Raw genomic sequence first — 17789 nt, 5'->3', positions numbered from 1 at the left:
GCGAAGTTTATACACCTCTTCGTCATAAGGACGATCCTCAAGACGGTTCCTGCGAGGGCGAATGACCGCAATCGCGTCTCGCGCATGGATCTCAGCTCTCAAAGCATCTGAGTCGTAGGCAGTATCAGCAATAACAAGCGATGAGTGCGGCATCTTTCCAATAGGACCGAAGTTACAATCTTTTAGGTTTTTTTAAGCGTAGGTAAGCCTTCGGCGCGCCCCGGTGCGGTTAGAAACCGCACCTACCGGGTCTGAGATTGCAACCTATAGGTTTCGCTGTGAGCTACCCAACCTACAGATTCAATGACAAATGCAAGAACGATGTGTTCTTGCATTTATCTGTAAATCCGTTACTGCTTTATGTAAGCCCATGTGGTGGTAAGTTTGTCGGTGGGGGAAACGGCGAAAGCCCTCTCCAATCCATCATCCATGATACTCTGAATCTCACCTTCGCTCAGAACCACATTAAAAATAGCGACATCGTCAATGATGCCTCTGTATTTACCGGCATAACCGGAGCCGATGAGCAAATTGAAACCACTGGGGCTGGAGTCTCCACAGGGGTGCGCGCCACATTTCAGCCACTTACTCTCTGCGGCAACTTCACCATCTTTGTACATTTTATACTCGCGTTTTGAGACATCTCTCGTTTCAGCGACGTGAATCCATTCATCATCTACGAAAGTACCAGGGGAGGGTCTTGTAACCTCCACATACGGTTGACAATTTCCGCCACAATCACCCCAATAAAAACTCAACCGTCCATCGGGTTCCTGTGTCAAGCAGCCTTCGCCGCCATAAGATTTGCAAACGATGTTTTGGCGACCTGCGGCTACGTTCTCGGGTCTAACCCAAAAAACGATTGTCACATCTCCGTGGAACTGCAGGGATTCGTCATTGCCCATATCCACAAAAGAGGTGCCATCAAACTCAAGAGCCTTGCCAAATTTGCCATCTACCCATTTGGGTTTATTCGTGAATACACCGTCGTTCCCGTTTTCAGAAGAATCTTTTGCAGTATCCCCCTTACCTTCGTCAAATTTCCATACGCCTACAATAGTGTTAGGGTCTAATGCGGCATCACTTGAAGTGGCTAACACACCTGCAATAGATAGAACGACGACACCAATCCATATCCATCTAACTTCCATTTGTTTACTCCTTTTAATGTGAGTTTGAAAAAAGTTTTCACCCGAAGTGTCCTCTGTCAGTTTTGGCAAAAAACGGCACAAACTAACAGCTTATGCTACAATAATCCACCTTTTTTAAAGATGAAAAGTGATTAAAGCGAACTCACATTTTATTATCAAACTCACGTCCTTTTATATAAATGATAACTACTGATACCAATTCTGATTGATGATTCCTCTTAAAAGGTCCCACTGTTTTTAGGTATGACCGGTGCGGTTAGGAAACCGTACCTACCGGGGTCCGGATGAATGATGCGGTTAATGCGATATAAACTTTTAGAAATGGTATTATATAAATGGTAACAAGTTTAGCAAAAAAAGTCAAACGAAAGATTTCTGCATGTGTCCAAGTTTATCGGGATTTTTTGGATGTATATGATTTAACGTGTTATTTGTGCTCTGAGTGGACAGCAGACGGCGTCTGCCTACTCCTCTTAAAAATTACATCAATTCCACGAAAACTTCGTTTGCGAGGAAAAGACCGCGAGGGGTGAGGCGGAGATGGGTAGCGGTTTGTTCTATGAGTTGTAAATCTATCCATTTTTTGAGGATGTTTCCAAAGGCGACTTCGATGTCTTCACCGAATCGGTTTCGATAGACCTCAAGGGAGATACCTTCGTGCTTCCGAAGTGCGAGCATGAGCGTTTCTGCTTTCTCAGCGTGTCCCGTCATGCGTTCGGTATCGGCGATGGGTTTATGGCGTTGGGAGAGTTTGTGAATGTAAGGCGCGATACCTCGAATATTCGTATAACGCACACCGTTGATATACCCACACGCGCCTGCACCGAGTCCGATACACGGCTGGTTGTTCCAGTAGACGAGGTTGTGTCTCGCGAGGCGGTTCGGTTTGGCGAAGTTACAGATTTCGTAGTGGGCGTACCCGTGCGAGGTGAGTGTGTCAATGGTGTATTGGAACATATCCGCTTCGGTATCCTCAGCAGGGAGGTGGAGATCACCGGCTTGCCACCATTCATAGAAGGGGGTCGTTTCCTCCATGACGAGGTTATAGGCTGAGATATGGTCGGGTTCAAGGGAGATCGTTTCATTGAGGGTGTGGTGCCACGCTTCCATCGTTTGGTCAGGCAGTGCAAAAATGAGGTCGATGTTAATGTTCTCAAATCCGGCTTCGCGGGCGAGGCGATAACTCTGTAGGAATTCAGCGACGGTGTGGATTCTGCCTAACTGTTTCAAGGTTTCGTCTTGCATGGCTTGCAGACCGAAACTGAGCCGATTCACCCCGTTATCTCGCATCACCTTCAATTTCTCACCATCGACGGTTCCGGGATTGCATTCTACAGTGATTTCAGCGTTCGGTGTTATTTGGAAATGCTGATGTATATCCGTAAATAACTGTGCCAAAGCATCCGCGGAGAGGATAGATGGCGTGCCGCCCCCGATAAAGATCGTTTGAAGCGGGTCGGTTTCAGGGAGGTAGAGTTCCATCTCCGTTCGGAGTGCGTGTAGGTATGCTTTCGCCTCCTCTTTATGGAAGGTGTAGGTGTTGAAGGCGCAATAATAGCACTTCGTGGCGCAAAAGGGAATGTGGATGTAGATGGAGGTAGCGTGATTAAGAAGATGCTTCATACGGCTTGTGGTCGGTTTTTCCGTGATTCTATTGAAAGTTTAAATCCTAACTCGTGCAGTATTTTGCGTATCGTGTTGAGTTGTGGATTCCCATTTTCGGATAGAACTTTGTGAAGTCCTTCATCGGTAAGGCTGAGACGCTCGGCTAACTTAGATATACCTCCCTGTGCCTCCGCCACATCTCTGACTGCAAGTAAAAACGCATCTATGTCCTCATTTTTTTCGTAATCCTCAAGTGCCACGGAAAGACATATTTTTGCGTCTTCTGGGTCGCGTAGTTGCTCTATGTGATAGTCTTTGAATTTTCGGTCTTGATATATTTCTAATTCCATAACATCAAATTAATGAACCTCGTTGAATTCCAGTCCGACTCGGATTGCTTCACCGCTGTCGGCGTAAGAGAACGCTTCGTTGATGTCGCTGAACGGGAAGGTGTCGGAGATGATTTTGTGGAACGGGTACCTGTCTCGTGTTCGGCTTAGGAAATCGAGTGCCCGCGGGATAACCCACGGCTCGTAGACAATCACACCGCGAATCGCTTTACTGCAGCGGACGATGTTGCCGGGATCGATCTCTGTGGGGAATCCGAGATTGATGTTCCCGATCCAGAGATAACGACCGCCCCATCGGAGCATCTCCACGCCTTCAGCGAGCACGCGCGGTGAGCCAACAAACTCGGCAACGAGGTCTGCACCGATGCCGCGGGTCTGATCGAGGACGTATTCCACACGGGATTTCATGTCAATTTCGTCGACGTTGAGGGTTTCATCGGCACCGAACTCGCGAGCGAGGGCAAGACGTGCGGGGAGCCGATCGAAGACGATGATTTTCCCGGCACCCATCTCCTTTGCGACTGCGGTGGCGTAGAGTCCGAGTCCACCAGCACCTTGGATGACCACAGTATCGCCGAGTGTGATGCCGATCTGGTTGAGTCCGTAAATGACTTCAGATAATGCGCAGTTGATAGGGGATACGAGCGCGTCAGAGAGTGCATCGGGAACCTTGAACACCCAATGTCCGGGTTTCATGTAGTAGTACTCGCCGTAAGCACCGTGAAAATGGGGTGGCTGTTCGCTGGAGACACCGAGCCAGTCTCGGTAGCGGTTCGGACATCCCGGTTTCCCATTGAGGCACATCCAGCAGTGTTGACACGGTTTGAAGTAGGAGTAGGCGATGCGGTCGCCCTCGGTTAGCGGTTGTCCCGTGCTGTCCATTGTGATATTGCGTCCCATTGCTTCGATCGTGCCGATCATCTCGTGTCCGAGCACTTGAGGGATACCGCTCTCGATTTTGGGTCCGTGTCCGCGCCAGAAATGTAGGTCGGAACCGCAGATGTTTGCCATACGGATCCGGATGAGCATGTCGTCGGGTGTGACGGATGGGATCGGGTATTCCCGGAATTCCATGGGTGTTTGCGCTTCTGTAAAGACAGCAACTTTTCCAGTTTTCATTTTTTAATTATTCCTTGCGGAGTTCTGACGTGGGTCTCACAAATACATGCCTTTTACCTATCCGCCCTCCATTTCATTACGGGCTATGGTTTTTTGGCTTACTTAAGAAAAGAATTATAATTATTCCTTGCGGAGTTCTGACGTGGGTTTCGCAAACACGTGCCTTTGAAAAAATTAGTTGCAGTTAGGTTGTGCAGAATGTCTCAGACAGCCTGTGAGATGTTAATCTCGGCAGGAGGTGTATCAGCAGGTCTCTCTCGGACAACAATTTCAATGTCCCGATCCAATTTTCTAAGCAATGCAAATAGACGTTCGATCGAAAAGTCGTCCAGTCTGCCATTTAGAAGTGCTGTGACTTCGGACTTACTAATCCCCAGTTGCGTAGCCGCCTTGCCACGTTTAAGTTCCCTTTCGGTTATAATATCATAGATTATTAAGGCAAGACGAGTTTTTGCGAGGTATTCCTCTGGATTCGGAATTTCCAAATCCTTGAATACATTACCGCTGCCTACTTCATATTCAATTTTTTCTTTAGTCATTTTCATTCTCCTGCTGAGCAAGTTCCTTCTATGAGAGTTGTAACGCCTTAATACTCGTCGAAGTTGACCACTTTCCATCGTCCATCAATCTGCTCGGTGTTAATAATGACGTTTCGGGTGTGCGTTGTTGTGCCTCTATTTTCGATGGTGAGCCTATAGTTGAATAGCACATGTGTCGGTTCCGCTTCTGTGCCAATAAGTTCGTATTGAATCTTCGGCATCTCATCAATTTGTTGATCTAAGGACCGAACTTCACGCACGCGAGCGATTTCATCTTCCAATTTTTCTGCGGCGAGTCCGTGGCTGAGTTGGAGTGCTGCCGCTTGGTCGGCATGTTGGTAGTAGTTATAGATGAAGTCTTCACTAACTGCCTGCGGCGTGTTTCTGTTTGAACACGCGAGTATTAACAGGATGGACAATAAGAAATATCTTGGTTTCATTGTGCTTATTACTTGGCGCGGATCATGGCAATGTTGAAGATGCGGCGTTCGTAGCCGTGCGCGGGACTGTTCGCGACTCTCCCAAGTGCCCATAATGTCGAGGAGCTTCCGCCGTCGAAGTTGATGGCGTGTTTGATGCCGAGTTCACTGAAAAATGTTCCCATGTGATAGAGCGTCATTCCCATACTGTACCCATGCTGCCGACCGTCAATGGCGATGAGGAATAGTTTTTCATCGTTAAATCCGAGGGCACTGCGCGGGTGACGGGACGCGGCATTACGATGCCTGTATGCACTCCCACCGCGCGATTCGCCAAACTCGATGAGTTCAGGTTCGACTTTACCATCCCGGACAAGCCGCAAGTTCCCGCCGATTCCTTGCTGAACCCGTTGCCATTTTTTAGGTGTGAGCGCAATCTCCAGTGTACCCGCTGTGGATCTGGTAATTTTGTCTGTCCAGTTGCGCGCTTCCCTCGATTCAATTGCAAGCACAACCCCATCGGACGGGATGATGCTGTTGCCGCGCGGGTTCACCGCAGTGACGACGAATCTGCTTGTGTATTTTCCGGTGAGTGGAAGTTGAATTTGTCTGAGCGTGAACTCGTAGCATCGACGCGTTAAAGTTCTGCGTCCGAAGCGTGATGTATAGATGACAGTGGGAGACGATGAATCGCAAATTTGGTTCACCGCCTCGATCGGAAGCGTATCGCCAGCAATCTTGAGTTTACCGTTGAGTTTCACTCTATCCAAGAGAAATTCGCCATCAGGCGTTACACCAAAACTCGTTTCACCCCACGGGGATGCCGGCGAATATCCCCACCTATCAAGTGATGTGGAGATACTGACGAGTTCACCATTTTGGATATGCAGATTGAACATCATGCCGCCGCGTCCACGATTGTCTTCCCGGATCCCGAAACTCCCGTTAACACCTGCGAGCGGTAGCACGTGTTTTTCCATGAGTCGCCTTGTTGCATCGGTGATGGTTTCGCGTCCTAAGATCTGATCGTTGGCGAGTTCAACACCGAATTGGAGGTTGCTCGCCGTGCGGTCCATCTCTGCAACATAGACCGCTGCGCCACCCGCCCACCAATACCGAAGCAGTCGAAAACCTTTGGGCCATCGATTGCTTTGCAGTTCATCACGCCGTTTGACGGTGTCAGGAAGTGCCTCTCGATTTTTACTATTCCCAGCACCGATGCGGAAAAATGAGTGTTCCCGTGCGCGCAATGCTCCAATTACCAGGATAAAGAACAGGATCAGTGCACATACGGTAATGAGTCGTGTGAGGTCCGGTCTGTTTTCTCTCATTTGCTTGCCTTTAAACCGATACCGGTGAGGATTGAGACTGTCAAATCGCCTTCTTGGATGACGCTTGCTTCTTGGAATTTCTGATATGCTTTAACGATTACGGCAGACGTAGGTTCCACATAAATCCCTTTGGTTGCAAGCGTTTTCATGCCGTCCTCAATGTCTGTGTCGTTGACTGTGGTAAATGCGCCGTTTGATAAATGGAGTGCTTCTAAAATATTGTCGCCTCGGATGGGGAGTTCCGCGGTGATGCCTTCGGCAAGTGTGTCTCCAGTCTGTTTCATTCTTGAGATAGATGTATCGTTCTCAGTGTATGCGTTATAAATCGGACAGCAGACATCGGGTTGCACACCAAGGAGCCGAGGAATGCTTTCGATAATCCCTTGTGTTTGCAATTCACGGAATCCGATGGCGAGTCCTAAATAGATACTCCCGAATCCGACTGGACAGATGACATGTGTCGGTGCACGCCATCCGAGTTGTTCGGTAATCTCATACGCGAGGGTTTTTGTGCCTTCCAAGAAAAACGGATGCCAATTATGAGAGGCATAGCAGGTGGTCTCCGCGGCGAGTTTCACTGCCTCTGTCGTCGCCATACGGTTTCCTGCCACCAGTTTTAATTCGGCACCGTAAGCGGAAATCTGTCTCAATTTACCTTTTGAGGTGGATTCCGGGCAGTAGATGGTGCAGTGGATACCTGCCCTCGCGCTGTAGGCGGCTATCGCGGCACCCGCATTGCCCGATGAATCTTCAACAACAGTATCAACCCCAAGTGCCTTAAGGTGCGTGAGCAGGACGGACGCACCTCGATCTTTATAGGAACCGGTCGGGCAGAGATAATCCAACTTTGCGAAGTGTTCAGGGGTGTTGACATCGAGTGGCACAAGCGGGGTCATGCCTTCACCAAGCGTGACAATCTCTGTGTCTTCACCGATCGGTAGTGCTTCGCGATACCGCCAGAGCGACATCGCCGCTGGAACCTGTGCGTTCGGCAAAATACGTGAATCCGTAACGAGGTTCAATGGGTTGCCACAGTCGCACTTGTAGCGTAAAGGCGAGACTTGATAGGTGTTGTTGCATTTGGGACATTGATATTGCATTGTTCAAGTGTATTTCAGCTTCTACAGAGATGCCGCCCCTACGGGGCTGAAGAGCATATTGAGGTATACAAAATTTTTGCCTAAATCGGGCACGGTTGAAAACAGTACCTACCGATTTTCGATACCGAGACGCTTATTTTTTTTAAATTGACACCTATGGTGCGGTTAGGAAACCTCGTCAGCGGCATGCCAGCCAATGTCTGGGTGTTACTATTTCAAAATGAGCATACGCCGTGTTTGCTGGAAAGATGGCGTTATCAACTGGTAGAAATAGATTCCGCTCGCAACGGGTTCACCTAAGTCGTTACGTCCATCCCAATAGGCGGCACGTCCTTGATCCTGATAGAAACCTGCCGACCGGTAGCCAAGTGAAAGCGTTCGGATAGGTCTGCCATTTGTGTCATAGATAGATATCGACACCTGACCGTTCTCTGACAGACGATAGGGAATCCACGTCTCCGGGTTGAAGGGGTTCGGATAGTTCTGCAACAGGAGACTCTGTTTCGGGGCACCGATACCATCAAGCGTCACATTCAGGACATCGTTTGCCAAGTTCATAGGATCCACAGTGAAAGTGAGTCTTTCTGAAGCGATATTTCCGTGCGTGTCTGTCACGGTTAAAACCAATGTGTCCCCGACTTCCACGACGCTACGGTAGTTGAGATCGGCAGTTGCGGCGGCGAAGTAATTACCGCGCACCTGTGCTTCCATGACAGTGTTCGTCCGCGTGTTTCGGATTGTGATAAGATAACCGTTGAAGTGTTGCCTGCCTCCTAAATACCCACTGACGACGAACGCCCACGTCTGATCGAGAGGTGTTGCAAAGGGTGCGGCGGCGACTTGTGCCTGATTCGTCCATTTCGTGCCGGTAAAGACGATATCGCGTGCTTGCGGCACATTGACGATGTATCCCTTTGCCCCTTCAATGGGGAATCCATCATCGGGTGCGTTGGGAGTCCATGCGACAAATTTCTGCGTTGAAGCATCAAGCGTAACAACCGCTGTCCCCTCTGTCTTTACAGCCAACGATCGGGCTGTCATCTTGATCGTCGGTTTCAACGGGACAGACAGCAGGTTCAAGCCTTTAGAGAGACGCATTGAGAAGATATTGCCAAACTTTTTTAGGTCTGATGGTGTCCCAGGTCTGCCGACGAAACCATATCTCTGACCGTCTGTTAAGTCATAATAGCCGATAATACTTCCATCCTGATTAACATTTCGGACGATGGTACTAACACTGCCAGGGAACCGCACTTCATAGAGGATGCCATCTGGCAGGAGGATATAGGACCGCAGAATATCGTTTACAGCTTTGGCTCTGAAGCCGATAAGACCGGCATCGGTGATAGTGTTCACAAATAGGAATTCAAGATTCGGCATTGTTGGAAGGTCAATAGTGGTGAAACTACCGTCGGGGTTACGTATGAACCCATGAGGCATTCCATCGACATCCACATAGCTGCCGACGACAGCACCTGCGGCGTTGACAAAGTCCCCATAAGTGTTGACTGCGCCAGGGAATGTAATTGTCATCTCACCTGAGAAGGCGTGGGTGACTCCTGCTGCATCAACAATATTGCCGCTCAGTGCCCCTGTTTCATCGCTAAGACCGTAGATGTGGGTTTCGGCTGCACCGGGAAAATCGTATTGGTGGAGTTCACCATTTTCTAAGATAACCCCGTGGTAAAGTCCATCTATATCCTTGTAGTGTCCGGCTGCTTTTCCAGCGTTGTCAAGTGCATAGAAAAAGGTATTCAGGGACCCGGGAAAATCGTACGTGGTGAAAACACCGTCTATCAATGTGAAACCGATGGTTTTCTCGCCATCAGGACTCCGGGTGTTGCCGGCATAATCCCCGAAATCGTTACTGGCAGCCACCTCCAGAAAATTGACACCCGGAACTTCAATGGTCTCAAAGATATAGTTTGCAGTTGGTGTTTCAGAAGCAACCTGTGCGACGGCATATCCAGTGAAACAGATAATTAGACATATAAACAGAAGGAGTGCGATCTTAATGTAATGATGCATAACTATCCTTTTTTAACGTGCGTTCGGAAACCGTCGGCAAACGGTTTTTGTTTAAATGAGTTATCCAAACCAATACCAAAAGGAATTCTCTATGGATATTATAGCACTTTTCTGTGATATTAACCACTTTTAATTTCTAAAGGATAAGCAGATTGTCGCTTACAGAAGGGGCAATTCGGGAGGTTATGATTCGTAAGTCTTTTTTAGGTTAACAAAGTGTCACAGTTACACCGATGGCATAACTGTGACACCTGTAAGTTTTATACGGATAGACCCTACTTTAACGTGAGTTTGATAAAAGTGTCAAGTTGGGTTTCGCTACCGGTATTGATACAGAAAGTGGACTTGAAAAACAAAATATCTATTTATACTCCCCAGCTTTCTCTGGAGCTTTACCGCTCTACCTGCAGGAAACACCCAAGCAAAAACACCTACAAATCTATTTTCAAACTGGCGTTACTTTACAATGACGAGCCGTCGTGTCTGCTGGAAGGATGGGGTCATCAACTGGTAAAAATAGATACCACTTGCGACGCGTTCGCCGAGGGCATTGCGTCCATCCCAATACGCCGCACGCCCCTGACTATTATAGAAGCCCGCGGATTGAAAACCGAGTGAAAGCGTGCGAACCAACTGACCCGTTGTATCGTAAATGGATATCGATACAGAAGTATCTTCGGAGAGTTGATAAGGAATCCATGTCTCCGGGTTGAACGGGTTCGGATAGTTCTGCAGCAGAAGATCCTGCGTCGGTTGACCGATGTCATCAAGTCTAACAGACAGAACAGCGTTTGCAAGGTGCTCAGGGGTCACTTTGTAACTGAGGGTTTGTAATTCAGCATTCCCATTTGGACCAATGAGGCGCAATTCAATCACGTCTCCGACTTGAACGACGCTGCGCCGCGTCAGGTCGGCAGTCGCAGCGGCGAAGTAATCCCCTTGCACGGAGGCGGTTATGGTGCTATTTGTTCTCAGGTTACGGACGATGACTTGGTAACCGTCAAACGCGGGTTTACCTTCCAAATGCCCACTGACAACGAATGCCCACGCTTCCCGCGGCAGCTGTGTGGATACGGCAGATGGTGCTGCGGCTGTCTCTGTAGTCTCGGTTTGATCTGTCCACGGTGCCCCAACGAAGGCGAAGTTGCGAGTTTGTGGAACATTGACGATGTAGCCTTGCCCACCTTCGATTGTAAAACCGTCAGTGGGTGCGCCTGGTGTCCATGCGATGAACTGCTGGTTTGGTGCGTCAAACGCGATGATGGCTGTCGCTCCTGTCATCGCGACAAGGTTCTTGGCAGTCATCGGTGCCGGGGGCGCCAATGGCACAGATAACATGTTCAATCCTTTAGACAGGGCGACAGTATAGGCGTTGCCAAAATGAGTGCTGTCTGCCTCGGTAGTGGATCTTGCGATAAACCCGTGCCTACGTCCATCGGGTGAGTCATAGTGTCCGACAACAGAGCCGTCCTGATTGATATTCCAGCCTTCTGTGCTCACGCTGCCCGGAACCTGCAATACCTTTAGCCCATGCTGGAATGAGCCGACAAGGGTGCCCGGGACATCCCCTACCAATTTCGTTCGACCCACGAGAGTCCCGACATCGTTGATACCGTGCACAAAAAGGTATTCAAACTTTGCGGCTTGTGGAAGGTCGATAGATATAAATCTGCCATCTGGGGTACTCACATAAGGGTGATATATGCCGTCAGCATCTACGTAGCTACCCACCAAACGACCGCTCGAATTCACGAAATCTGCATAAGTTGCCGTTGCGCCCGGGACCTCAATGATTGCGTCTGCTGAGAATCCGCGGCGAACGCCATCAGCATCAATAAAACTACCCGTTAGTGCCCCTGTCGCATCACTGATACCGTATATTTCCGTTTCGACAGCCTCTGGGAAATCATATTGTCGCAACTCGCCATCTTCTAAGACGACACCGTGGTAGAGACCATCACTATCTTGGTAGTGTCCGGCGGCTTGCCCATTATTACCGAGCGCATAGAAATACGTGTTCTGCGAGCCGGGGAAATCGTACGTCATAAAAACACCGTCAATCAACGTAAAGGCGACATCCTTTTCCCCATCAGCACTTATCGTGTAGCCTGCGTAATCCTCAAAGTCGCTACTCGCTGTCAACGCCAAAAAGTCTACACCCGGAACATTGATACTCTCAAAGGTATAGTTGAAGTCAGTGGGTGTGGCAACAGGTTGATCGTCGACGGGTGCATCGGTGTCCGTTATGGGTCTGGCTATAAATCCGTGTCTGCTCCCATCCGCTGAGTCATAGTGCCCAACGATCGAACCGTCCTGATTAATATTGTAGCCCTCTGTGCTAACACTGTCCGGAACCTCAAATGCCTTTAGCCCTTCCTGGAATGTGCCGACAAGGGTGCTCGGGACACCATCGACCCGTTTGGTTCGGGCAACCATAACCCTTGCATCGTTGATACCGTGCACAAAAAAGTATTCCAGATGCGATGCTTGTGGAAGGTTGAGAGGTGCAAATCTACCATCCGGGGTACGCACATAAGGATGATAGAGACCGTCAGCATCTACGTAGCTACCCACCATACCACCGCTCGAATTCACAAAATCGGCGAATGTTTCCGTTGCCCCGGGAAACTCGATGATTTCGTCTCCTGAGAATCCGCGGCGAACCCCAGCATCATCTATAAAATTACCGGTGAGTGCTCCTGTTGTATCACTGATACCGTAGAGGAACGTTTCGACGGCTCCCGGGAAATCGTATTGGCGGAGTTCACCATTTTCTAAGACGACACCGTGATAAAGCCCATCGCTGTCTTGGTAGTGTCCGGCGGCTTGCCCATTGTTACCGAGCGCAAAGAAATACGTATTCTGCGAGTCGGGGAAATCGTAGGTCGTAAAAACACCATCAATGAGTGTAAAGGCGACATCTTTTTCACCATCAGCACTTTTCGTATAGCCGGCGTAATCCTCAAAGTCGCTACTCGCCGTCAACGCTAAAAAATCTACATCAGGAACGTCAATCGTCTCAAAGGTATAGTTGTCGCTGGCGGATGCAACAGCGGATTCATTGTTATCTTGTGCAGCAGTGCCCCTGATGAAAAAGGAATTGAGGCACATGAATAACGTAAATATGTAAAACAAAAAACTGGTTTTAATCTGACTATACATAACAGATATTCTCTCCAAATATAAAAATAACCTAAGTTGTTATCAATGGTAGATTTTAGAATTACTTTGACCCACTAATTGTCGAGGTTAGGAAACCTCGCCAGCGGTGGTGGAATGCTTTCGGAACTATGCCTACTGAGATTGCCTCGCAGTGAGAGTTATCTATTGGATTTACCAAAGATAAAACAATATGAACTAAACAACTCGCAATTATATTATAGTAACGTAACAAAAAAATAGATTGCAACAAAAAAAGGAAGAAAAATATAAAATTTTCTTGCTTTCCTTTTTCTCGGTAGCGTTGAAAATTAATCGTCCCATGGCAGCGGCACGCCCAACCGTTCACTGACAGCACGTGCGGATTCCTGTTCCCTCTCGCCGTAACGGATGCCTTCGCGGCGATGTAGTTCTGTGCGTTCCGTTTCAATCGCGCCCGGTAGTAGTGCTCTGTCAGTCCCCGGCATTGGTTCGTAGGTTTCACGAACGTCATGCACCATCCGATCAACTTCAGCGTGGAAAACATCGGGTGACACAACGGATTCAATGTCTATAGCGAGCACCAGACCTCCCTGTGGAGGTTTCCATTTTGCGGTGTCTTCGGGGGGCGGTTCGGTGAAGCCTGTGAGTCCACCACCGAGGAGGTGTGCTATAGCGGTATAACCGATGCTCTTGAAGAAAGCGGCTGGTATGACTGAAAGCAGGGCATCGAAATCGGGACCGCGTTGATAATCCGCCATAATACAGGTCGCGGCATCCAGCACAACCGGCGGTTCCTCACCAGAGGGAATGGCGAAACAGATCGGCGGGTTGCCGTAGTAGCCAATCTGTGGTTTGGGGTCTTGGTTTCCGGCATTTCCATGGTTCCGGGATCCCTGCACCGAGAAACCGATGCAACCGGCTTCGTTACACATACGCGCATAGTGCCCCGCAGACCCGTAGTGTCCAATGTAACGGACGAGTCCCATCCCGATGCCGACTTCTTTCGCTTTGGCGATGGCGCGTTCGGTTGCGCGCACCATCGGGAGATAGCCGAGTGTGCCGTTTCCATCAAGCACGACAGCAGTCGGTGTCTCATGGATCACACGGATATCGGGGTTCGGATTGAGACCGCCGTTTTCAAAGCCCGCACAATACCTATTGACCGTCTGTGTGCCGTGGCTACGGACCCCTCGTAAATCGGAGTTAACGAGCAAGCGACTGATGAGTGCGGCGTGTTCATGTGGAACACCGGCTTTCTCAAAGCATGCGCTAGAGAAATTGAGAAGTCGTTCCTCATCTACTAAGATGAAAGTTTCTGGTGGTCTATTCATTTTTTTCTCCTTAGTAAGGTTATTCGTCCCACGGCAGTGGCACACCTAAGCGTTCACTGACACCACGTGCGGATTCCTGTTCCCTTTCCCCGTAACGGATACCTTCGCGACGATGCCGTTCTGTGCGTTCCGTTTCAATGGATCCGGGTAGCAGTGCCCTGTCAGTCCCCGGCATCGGTTCATAGGTTTCGCGAACATCGTGCACCATACGGTCAACTTCTGCGTGAAAAACAGCGGGTGACACAACGGATTCGATGTCTATAGCGAGCACCATTCCGCCCATACCTCCACCACTCCATTTTGCGGTATCATCGGGCGGCGGTTCAGTAAAGCCAGTGAGTGCACCACCGAGTAGACTTGCTACAGCGGTGTAGCCGATGCTTTTGAAGAAAGCGGCTGGTATGACTGAAAGCAGGGCATCGAAATCGGGACCGCGTTGATAGTCCGCCATGATACAGGTCGCGGCATCCAGCACAACCGGCGGTTCCTCACCAGAGGGGATAGCGAAACAGATTGGCGGGTTGCCGTAGTAGCCGAGTTGTGGTTTAGGGTCTTGGTTTCCGGCGTTGCCTTGGTTCTGATATCCCTGTACCGAAAAACCGATACAACCGGCTTCATTACAGATGCGTGCGTAATGTCCTGCGGATCCGTAGTGCCCGATGTAGCGGACGAGTCCCATCCCGATGCCGACCTCTTTTGCTTTGGCAATGGCGCGTTCGGTGGCGCGCACCATCGGGAGATAACCGAGTGTGCCGTTTCCATCAAGCACGACAGCAGTCGGTGTTTCATGGATGACGCGGATATCTGGGTTGGGATTGAAACTTCCATTTTCAAAGCCTCCGCAATATCCGTTGACGGTTGCGGTGCCGTGGCTTCGGACCCCTCGTAGATCAGAATTGACGAGCAGGCGGCTGATGAGTGCGGCGTGTTCATGTATGATACCTGCTTTTTCAAAACAAGCCGTCGAGAAGTTGAGAAGTCGTTCTTCGTCTACGCGAACGAAGGCTTCTGGTGGTCTATTCATATCGGTCTCCTATTGATTTATGGCTATCGGCTATCGGCTGTCGGTAAGAGGTTCTCGTTTAACAAAACCTTCTTCCCGACTGCGGGAAGGTTTAAGGTTTCGTCTATTCCTCCACAAAAGTCGGTTTGGTGTCCCAGAGTAGCACAGTGCCATCCGTACTTCTGGTAGCGATCGTCTGTCCATCGGGTGAATACACGACAGAAACGAGGTCGGTATGTGCGGTGAATGTGGCTTTATGTTCTCCTGTTATTGCATCCCAGAGCCGGAGCGTGCCATCTGTACTCCCAGAAGCGATTGTCTTTCCGTCGGGTGAATACTCAACATCACTGACAGTCTTCGTATGTCCCCTAAGTGTGGTTTTATGCTCCCCTGTTGCCGCATCCCACAATTGAGCGATGTCATCACGATATCCTCCACCCGTAGCGATTGTCTTTCCATCAGGCGAATACGCTAATGACTCGACCCCGCCAATGTGTTTTGTGGGGATTGTTTTTAGTTCCTCACCCGTTACAGTGTGCCAGACTTGTATTTTGCTGTTCCAGCTTCCAGTAGCGATCGTTCTACCGTCTGGAGAATATGCTACGGAAGAGATATAATCGGGTCCTTCATATATGATTTTGCGTCTCCTTGTTTGCGCGTGCCATAGATACACGGTTCCTTTATGGTCTTTATAGTGTCCGCCGACGGTAGCGATGGTGTTTCCATCGGGTGAATATGCAACAGAGGATATATCGTATCCAGAATCTGTGTTGATATGTTTGAATGTGGCTTTGTGTTCGTCAGTTGTCGCATTCCACAACCGAACTGTATTATCGCTCAAGTTCACGGCAGCAATCGTATTTCCATCGGGCGAATACACGATGGTAGAAAGGTCTCCTTTCGTATGTTTGGTAAATGTCGCTTTGAGTTTCTTTGTCTTGGCATCCCACAATTGCAGTGCGCCGCTACGATAGTCTCCACCGGTAGCAATGATCCTTGCGTCAGGCGAATATGCGACTGAGCTGATATGGATATATCCTGTGAGGACGGCTCTGGTTTCACCTGTGACGGCATCCCATAATCGCACGGTGTTATCTTTCCAACCTCCGGCAGTCGCGATCGTCTTCCCGTCGGGTGAATATACTACGGCTTTTACTGGACCCGTATGTCCAGTGAGTATGGCTTTGAGCTTTGGGGTCTGTGTATCCCACAATCGCACTTTACTGTCCATACCGCCAGCAGCCACAGCGTTTCCATCGGGTGAATACGCAACGGAGTGAACAGGGGCATTCAACCACGGAAATAGGAAATACCCCCAACTTGTATGGTTCAGGATGGTTATCTGTTTTCCGATGGGGGCATCCCACAACCTCACTGTGCCATCCCTACTTCCAGAGGCAATCATGTTTCCATCAGGTGAATACGCAACGGAATTGACCTGTTTTATATGTCCAGTAAGCGTCGTTTTGTGTTCGCCAGTTTGGACGTCCCACACCTGCACAACGTTGTCTGTCCATCCTCCAGCCGTCGCGATCGTTTTTCCATCGGGGGCATACACAAAAGACTGGACGCTACCGCTACCGACCCTTTCGAGCGTTCCTTTGGATTTTCCTGTCGCAGTGTCCCATAAATATACCGTGTTGTCCTGTCTCCTTGCCGTCGCGATCGTTTTTCCATCGGGCGCGTATACGACGTTAGCAACTTTCTGTGTCTGCGTGCTGACTGTGGTTCTTTTTTCTCCGGTCTCGACATCCCACATCTCTATTGTATAGCCCGAAATTGAAGGAAGTCTTGCCTCTCTCGTCCCTGTTACCACTATCATCTGGCTCGTGCACGCACTGGCAATGGTGTTTCCATCGGGTGAGTACGCAAACGCGAAAGGAGAAATCCCGTCTGTGTATGTTAGCCTCCCTAATTCTGTGCCGGTTTGCGAATCATAGAACCAGATACCGATAGAACTGGAAACCGCAAGCCGACTGCTGTCCGGAGAGAACTGGATTTTGCCTAACGTTCCTTTACCGAGTCGTGCTATAGCGCCATCGGGTAAACTGAACTGTTTGGACTCTTGAGCGATAGCCGAGAAACAGCAGATGAATAGGGTGAGTATTGCACCTCTCAGGAAAAGGGAAAAATTCATGATGCCTACGTTCTATTTTCGTGGATTTTATTGCAATAACCCAAGTTGCCAGTTTCTCATTCACATAGCACCCCTACGGGGTGCAGTTCCTTGAATGTCCGATTTTCTATAGACTTTACACCCCTACGGGGTGTAAAGGAATTCTTTTCCTAAAAAATCTGGGTCTAAACACCCAAAACCTATTAGGTAGAAACTTGGGTTACAATAAATATACCACAAGAACTGTAACCTGTCACGTCTTTTGCGGAAGGTGTAAATATTTTGTCAAAAGTTGTAGATGTCACCCCTACGAGGTTCTCTGTTGGTGCCTAAACGCGTTCTACAGAGATGCCACCCTTACAGGGTTGAAGAGAGAGCAGGTCAAGAGTCAGGAATTAGACATCTGCGAGAAAAATAGGTGCTGAATGCCAAGTTCTTTACACACCCTTTTGCGGAAAAAACAGTAGTGTCCTATAGTTTGAACTCATAGCGAGTAGAAGTTAAGAATCGTTGAAAGTTACACGAAAGTTAATCATTGAATATGCTAAATAACGAA

The 17789-nt window shown here is 49.1% G+C and carries 13 protein-coding genes; all 13 read right to left on the bottom strand.

Annotation, left to right across the window (positions count from 1 at the left end):
• Positions 1–350: 350 nt before the first annotated feature.
• On the bottom strand, positions 351–1151 hold the full coding sequence (locus J4G07_18065; protein ID MCE2415892.1) for a LamG domain-containing protein: 801 nt from the start codon (positions 1149–1151) through the stop codon (positions 351–353).
• Between the two features lie 480 nt (positions 1152–1631).
• Positions 1632–2774 (bottom strand): oxygen-independent coproporphyrinogen III oxidase, encoded by a 1143-nt coding sequence (locus J4G07_18060; GenBank protein ID MCE2415891.1) that lies wholly within the window; start codon positions 2772–2774, stop codon positions 1632–1634.
• Positions 2771–3106: a transcriptional regulator gene (locus tag J4G07_18055; GenBank protein ID MCE2415890.1), complete on the bottom strand. Its 336-nt coding sequence runs from the start codon at positions 3104–3106 to the stop codon at positions 2771–2773. Before J4G07_18055 ends, J4G07_18060 begins: the two co-directional genes overlap by 4 nt.
• A gap of 9 nt (positions 3107–3115) precedes the next feature.
• Complete coding sequence (locus tag J4G07_18050) at positions 3116–4225, bottom strand: zinc-binding dehydrogenase (GenBank protein MCE2415889.1); 1110 nt, start codon at positions 4223–4225, stop codon at positions 3116–3118.
• Between the two features lie 203 nt (positions 4226–4428).
• A complete protein-coding gene (locus J4G07_18045) occupies positions 4429–4764 on the bottom strand; it encodes an XRE family transcriptional regulator (GenBank protein MCE2415888.1) in 336 nt (111 codons plus the stop codon).
• Between the two features lie 47 nt (positions 4765–4811).
• The gene (locus J4G07_18040; GenBank protein MCE2415887.1) at positions 4812–5204 is read right to left on the bottom strand and encodes a hypothetical protein; all 393 of its coding nucleotides are present in this window, start codon (positions 5202–5204) and stop codon (positions 4812–4814) included.
• Positions 5205–5212: 8 nt separating this feature from the next.
• Positions 5213–6514, bottom strand: coding sequence for a phosphodiester glycosidase family protein (locus J4G07_18035; protein ID MCE2415886.1), 1302 nt, complete (start codon positions 6512–6514; stop codon positions 5213–5215).
• Positions 6511–7614: a threonine synthase gene (locus J4G07_18030; GenBank protein ID MCE2415885.1), complete on the bottom strand. Its 1104-nt coding sequence runs from the start codon at positions 7612–7614 to the stop codon at positions 6511–6513. The genes J4G07_18035 and J4G07_18030 overlap by 4 nt, the downstream gene beginning before the upstream one ends.
• A 210-nt stretch (positions 7615–7824) precedes the next feature.
• Positions 7825–9642, bottom strand: coding sequence for a T9SS type A sorting domain-containing protein (locus tag J4G07_18025; protein MCE2415884.1), 1818 nt, complete (start codon positions 9640–9642; stop codon positions 7825–7827).
• Positions 9643–10098: 456 nt separating this feature from the next.
• Entirely contained in the window at positions 10099–12219 is a 2121-nt protein-coding gene (locus J4G07_18020; GenBank protein ID MCE2415883.1) for a T9SS type A sorting domain-containing protein, read from the bottom strand.
• Between the two features lie 893 nt (positions 12220–13112).
• Positions 13113–14114: an Ldh family oxidoreductase gene (locus J4G07_18015; protein MCE2415882.1), complete on the bottom strand. Its 1002-nt coding sequence runs from the start codon at positions 14112–14114 to the stop codon at positions 13113–13115.
• A gap of 19 nt (positions 14115–14133) precedes the next feature.
• On the bottom strand, positions 14134–15138 hold the full coding sequence (locus J4G07_18010) for an Ldh family oxidoreductase (GenBank protein MCE2415881.1): 1005 nt from the start codon (positions 15136–15138) through the stop codon (positions 14134–14136).
• A gap of 103 nt (positions 15139–15241) precedes the next feature.
• Positions 15242–17254, bottom strand: a complete 2013-nt coding sequence (locus tag J4G07_18005) for a hypothetical protein (protein ID MCE2415880.1) — start codon at positions 17252–17254, stop codon at positions 15242–15244.
• Positions 17255–17789: the final 535 nt, after the last annotated feature.

Source organism: Candidatus Poribacteria bacterium, from assembly GCA_021295715.1.
Taxonomy (GTDB): domain Bacteria; phylum Poribacteria; class WGA-4E; order WGA-4E; family WGA-3G; genus WGA-3G.
The sequence above is the reverse complement of the archived record's forward strand: the minus strand, read 5'-3'. Positions and strand labels throughout refer to the sequence as shown.

What these genes read in the sequence shown, in the direction of transcription:
- J4G07_18015 (MCE2415882.1), bottom strand. Translation starts at nt 14,114, where the DNA reads ATGAATAGACCACCAGAAACTTTCATCTTAGTAGATGAGGAACGACTT.
- J4G07_18005 (MCE2415880.1), bottom strand. Translation starts at nt 17,254, where the DNA reads ATGAATTTTTCCCTTTTCCTGAGAGGTGCAATACTCACCCTATTCATC.
- J4G07_18025 (MCE2415884.1), bottom strand. Translation starts at nt 9,642, where the DNA reads ATGCATCATTACATTAAGATCGCACTCCTTCTGTTTATATGTCTAATT.
- J4G07_18040 (MCE2415887.1), bottom strand. Translation starts at nt 5,204, where the DNA reads ATGAAACCAAGATATTTCTTATTGTCCATCCTGTTAATACTCGCGTGT.
- J4G07_18060 (MCE2415891.1), bottom strand. Translation starts at nt 2,774, where the DNA reads ATGAAGCATCTTCTTAATCACGCTACCTCCATCTACATCCACATTCCC.
- J4G07_18065 (MCE2415892.1), bottom strand. Translation starts at nt 1,151, where the DNA reads ATGGAAGTTAGATGGATATGGATTGGTGTCGTCGTTCTATCTATTGCA.
- J4G07_18030 (MCE2415885.1), bottom strand. Translation starts at nt 7,614, where the DNA reads ATGCAATATCAATGTCCCAAATGCAACAACACCTATCAAGTCTCGCCT.
- J4G07_18010 (MCE2415881.1), bottom strand. Translation starts at nt 15,138, where the DNA reads ATGAATAGACCACCAGAAGCCTTCGTTCGCGTAGACGAAGAACGACTT.
- J4G07_18045 (MCE2415888.1), bottom strand. Translation starts at nt 4,764, where the DNA reads ATGACTAAAGAAAAAATTGAATATGAAGTAGGCAGCGGTAATGTATTC.
- J4G07_18035 (MCE2415886.1), bottom strand. Translation starts at nt 6,514, where the DNA reads ATGAGAGAAAACAGACCGGACCTCACACGACTCATTACCGTATGTGCA.
- J4G07_18050 (MCE2415889.1), bottom strand. Translation starts at nt 4,225, where the DNA reads ATGAAAACTGGAAAAGTTGCTGTCTTTACAGAAGCGCAAACACCCATG.
- J4G07_18055 (MCE2415890.1), bottom strand. Translation starts at nt 3,106, where the DNA reads ATGGAATTAGAAATATATCAAGACCGAAAATTCAAAGACTATCACATA.
- J4G07_18020 (MCE2415883.1), bottom strand. Translation starts at nt 12,219, where the DNA reads ATGGTGGGTAGCTACGTAGATGCTGACGGTCTCTATCATCCTTATGTG.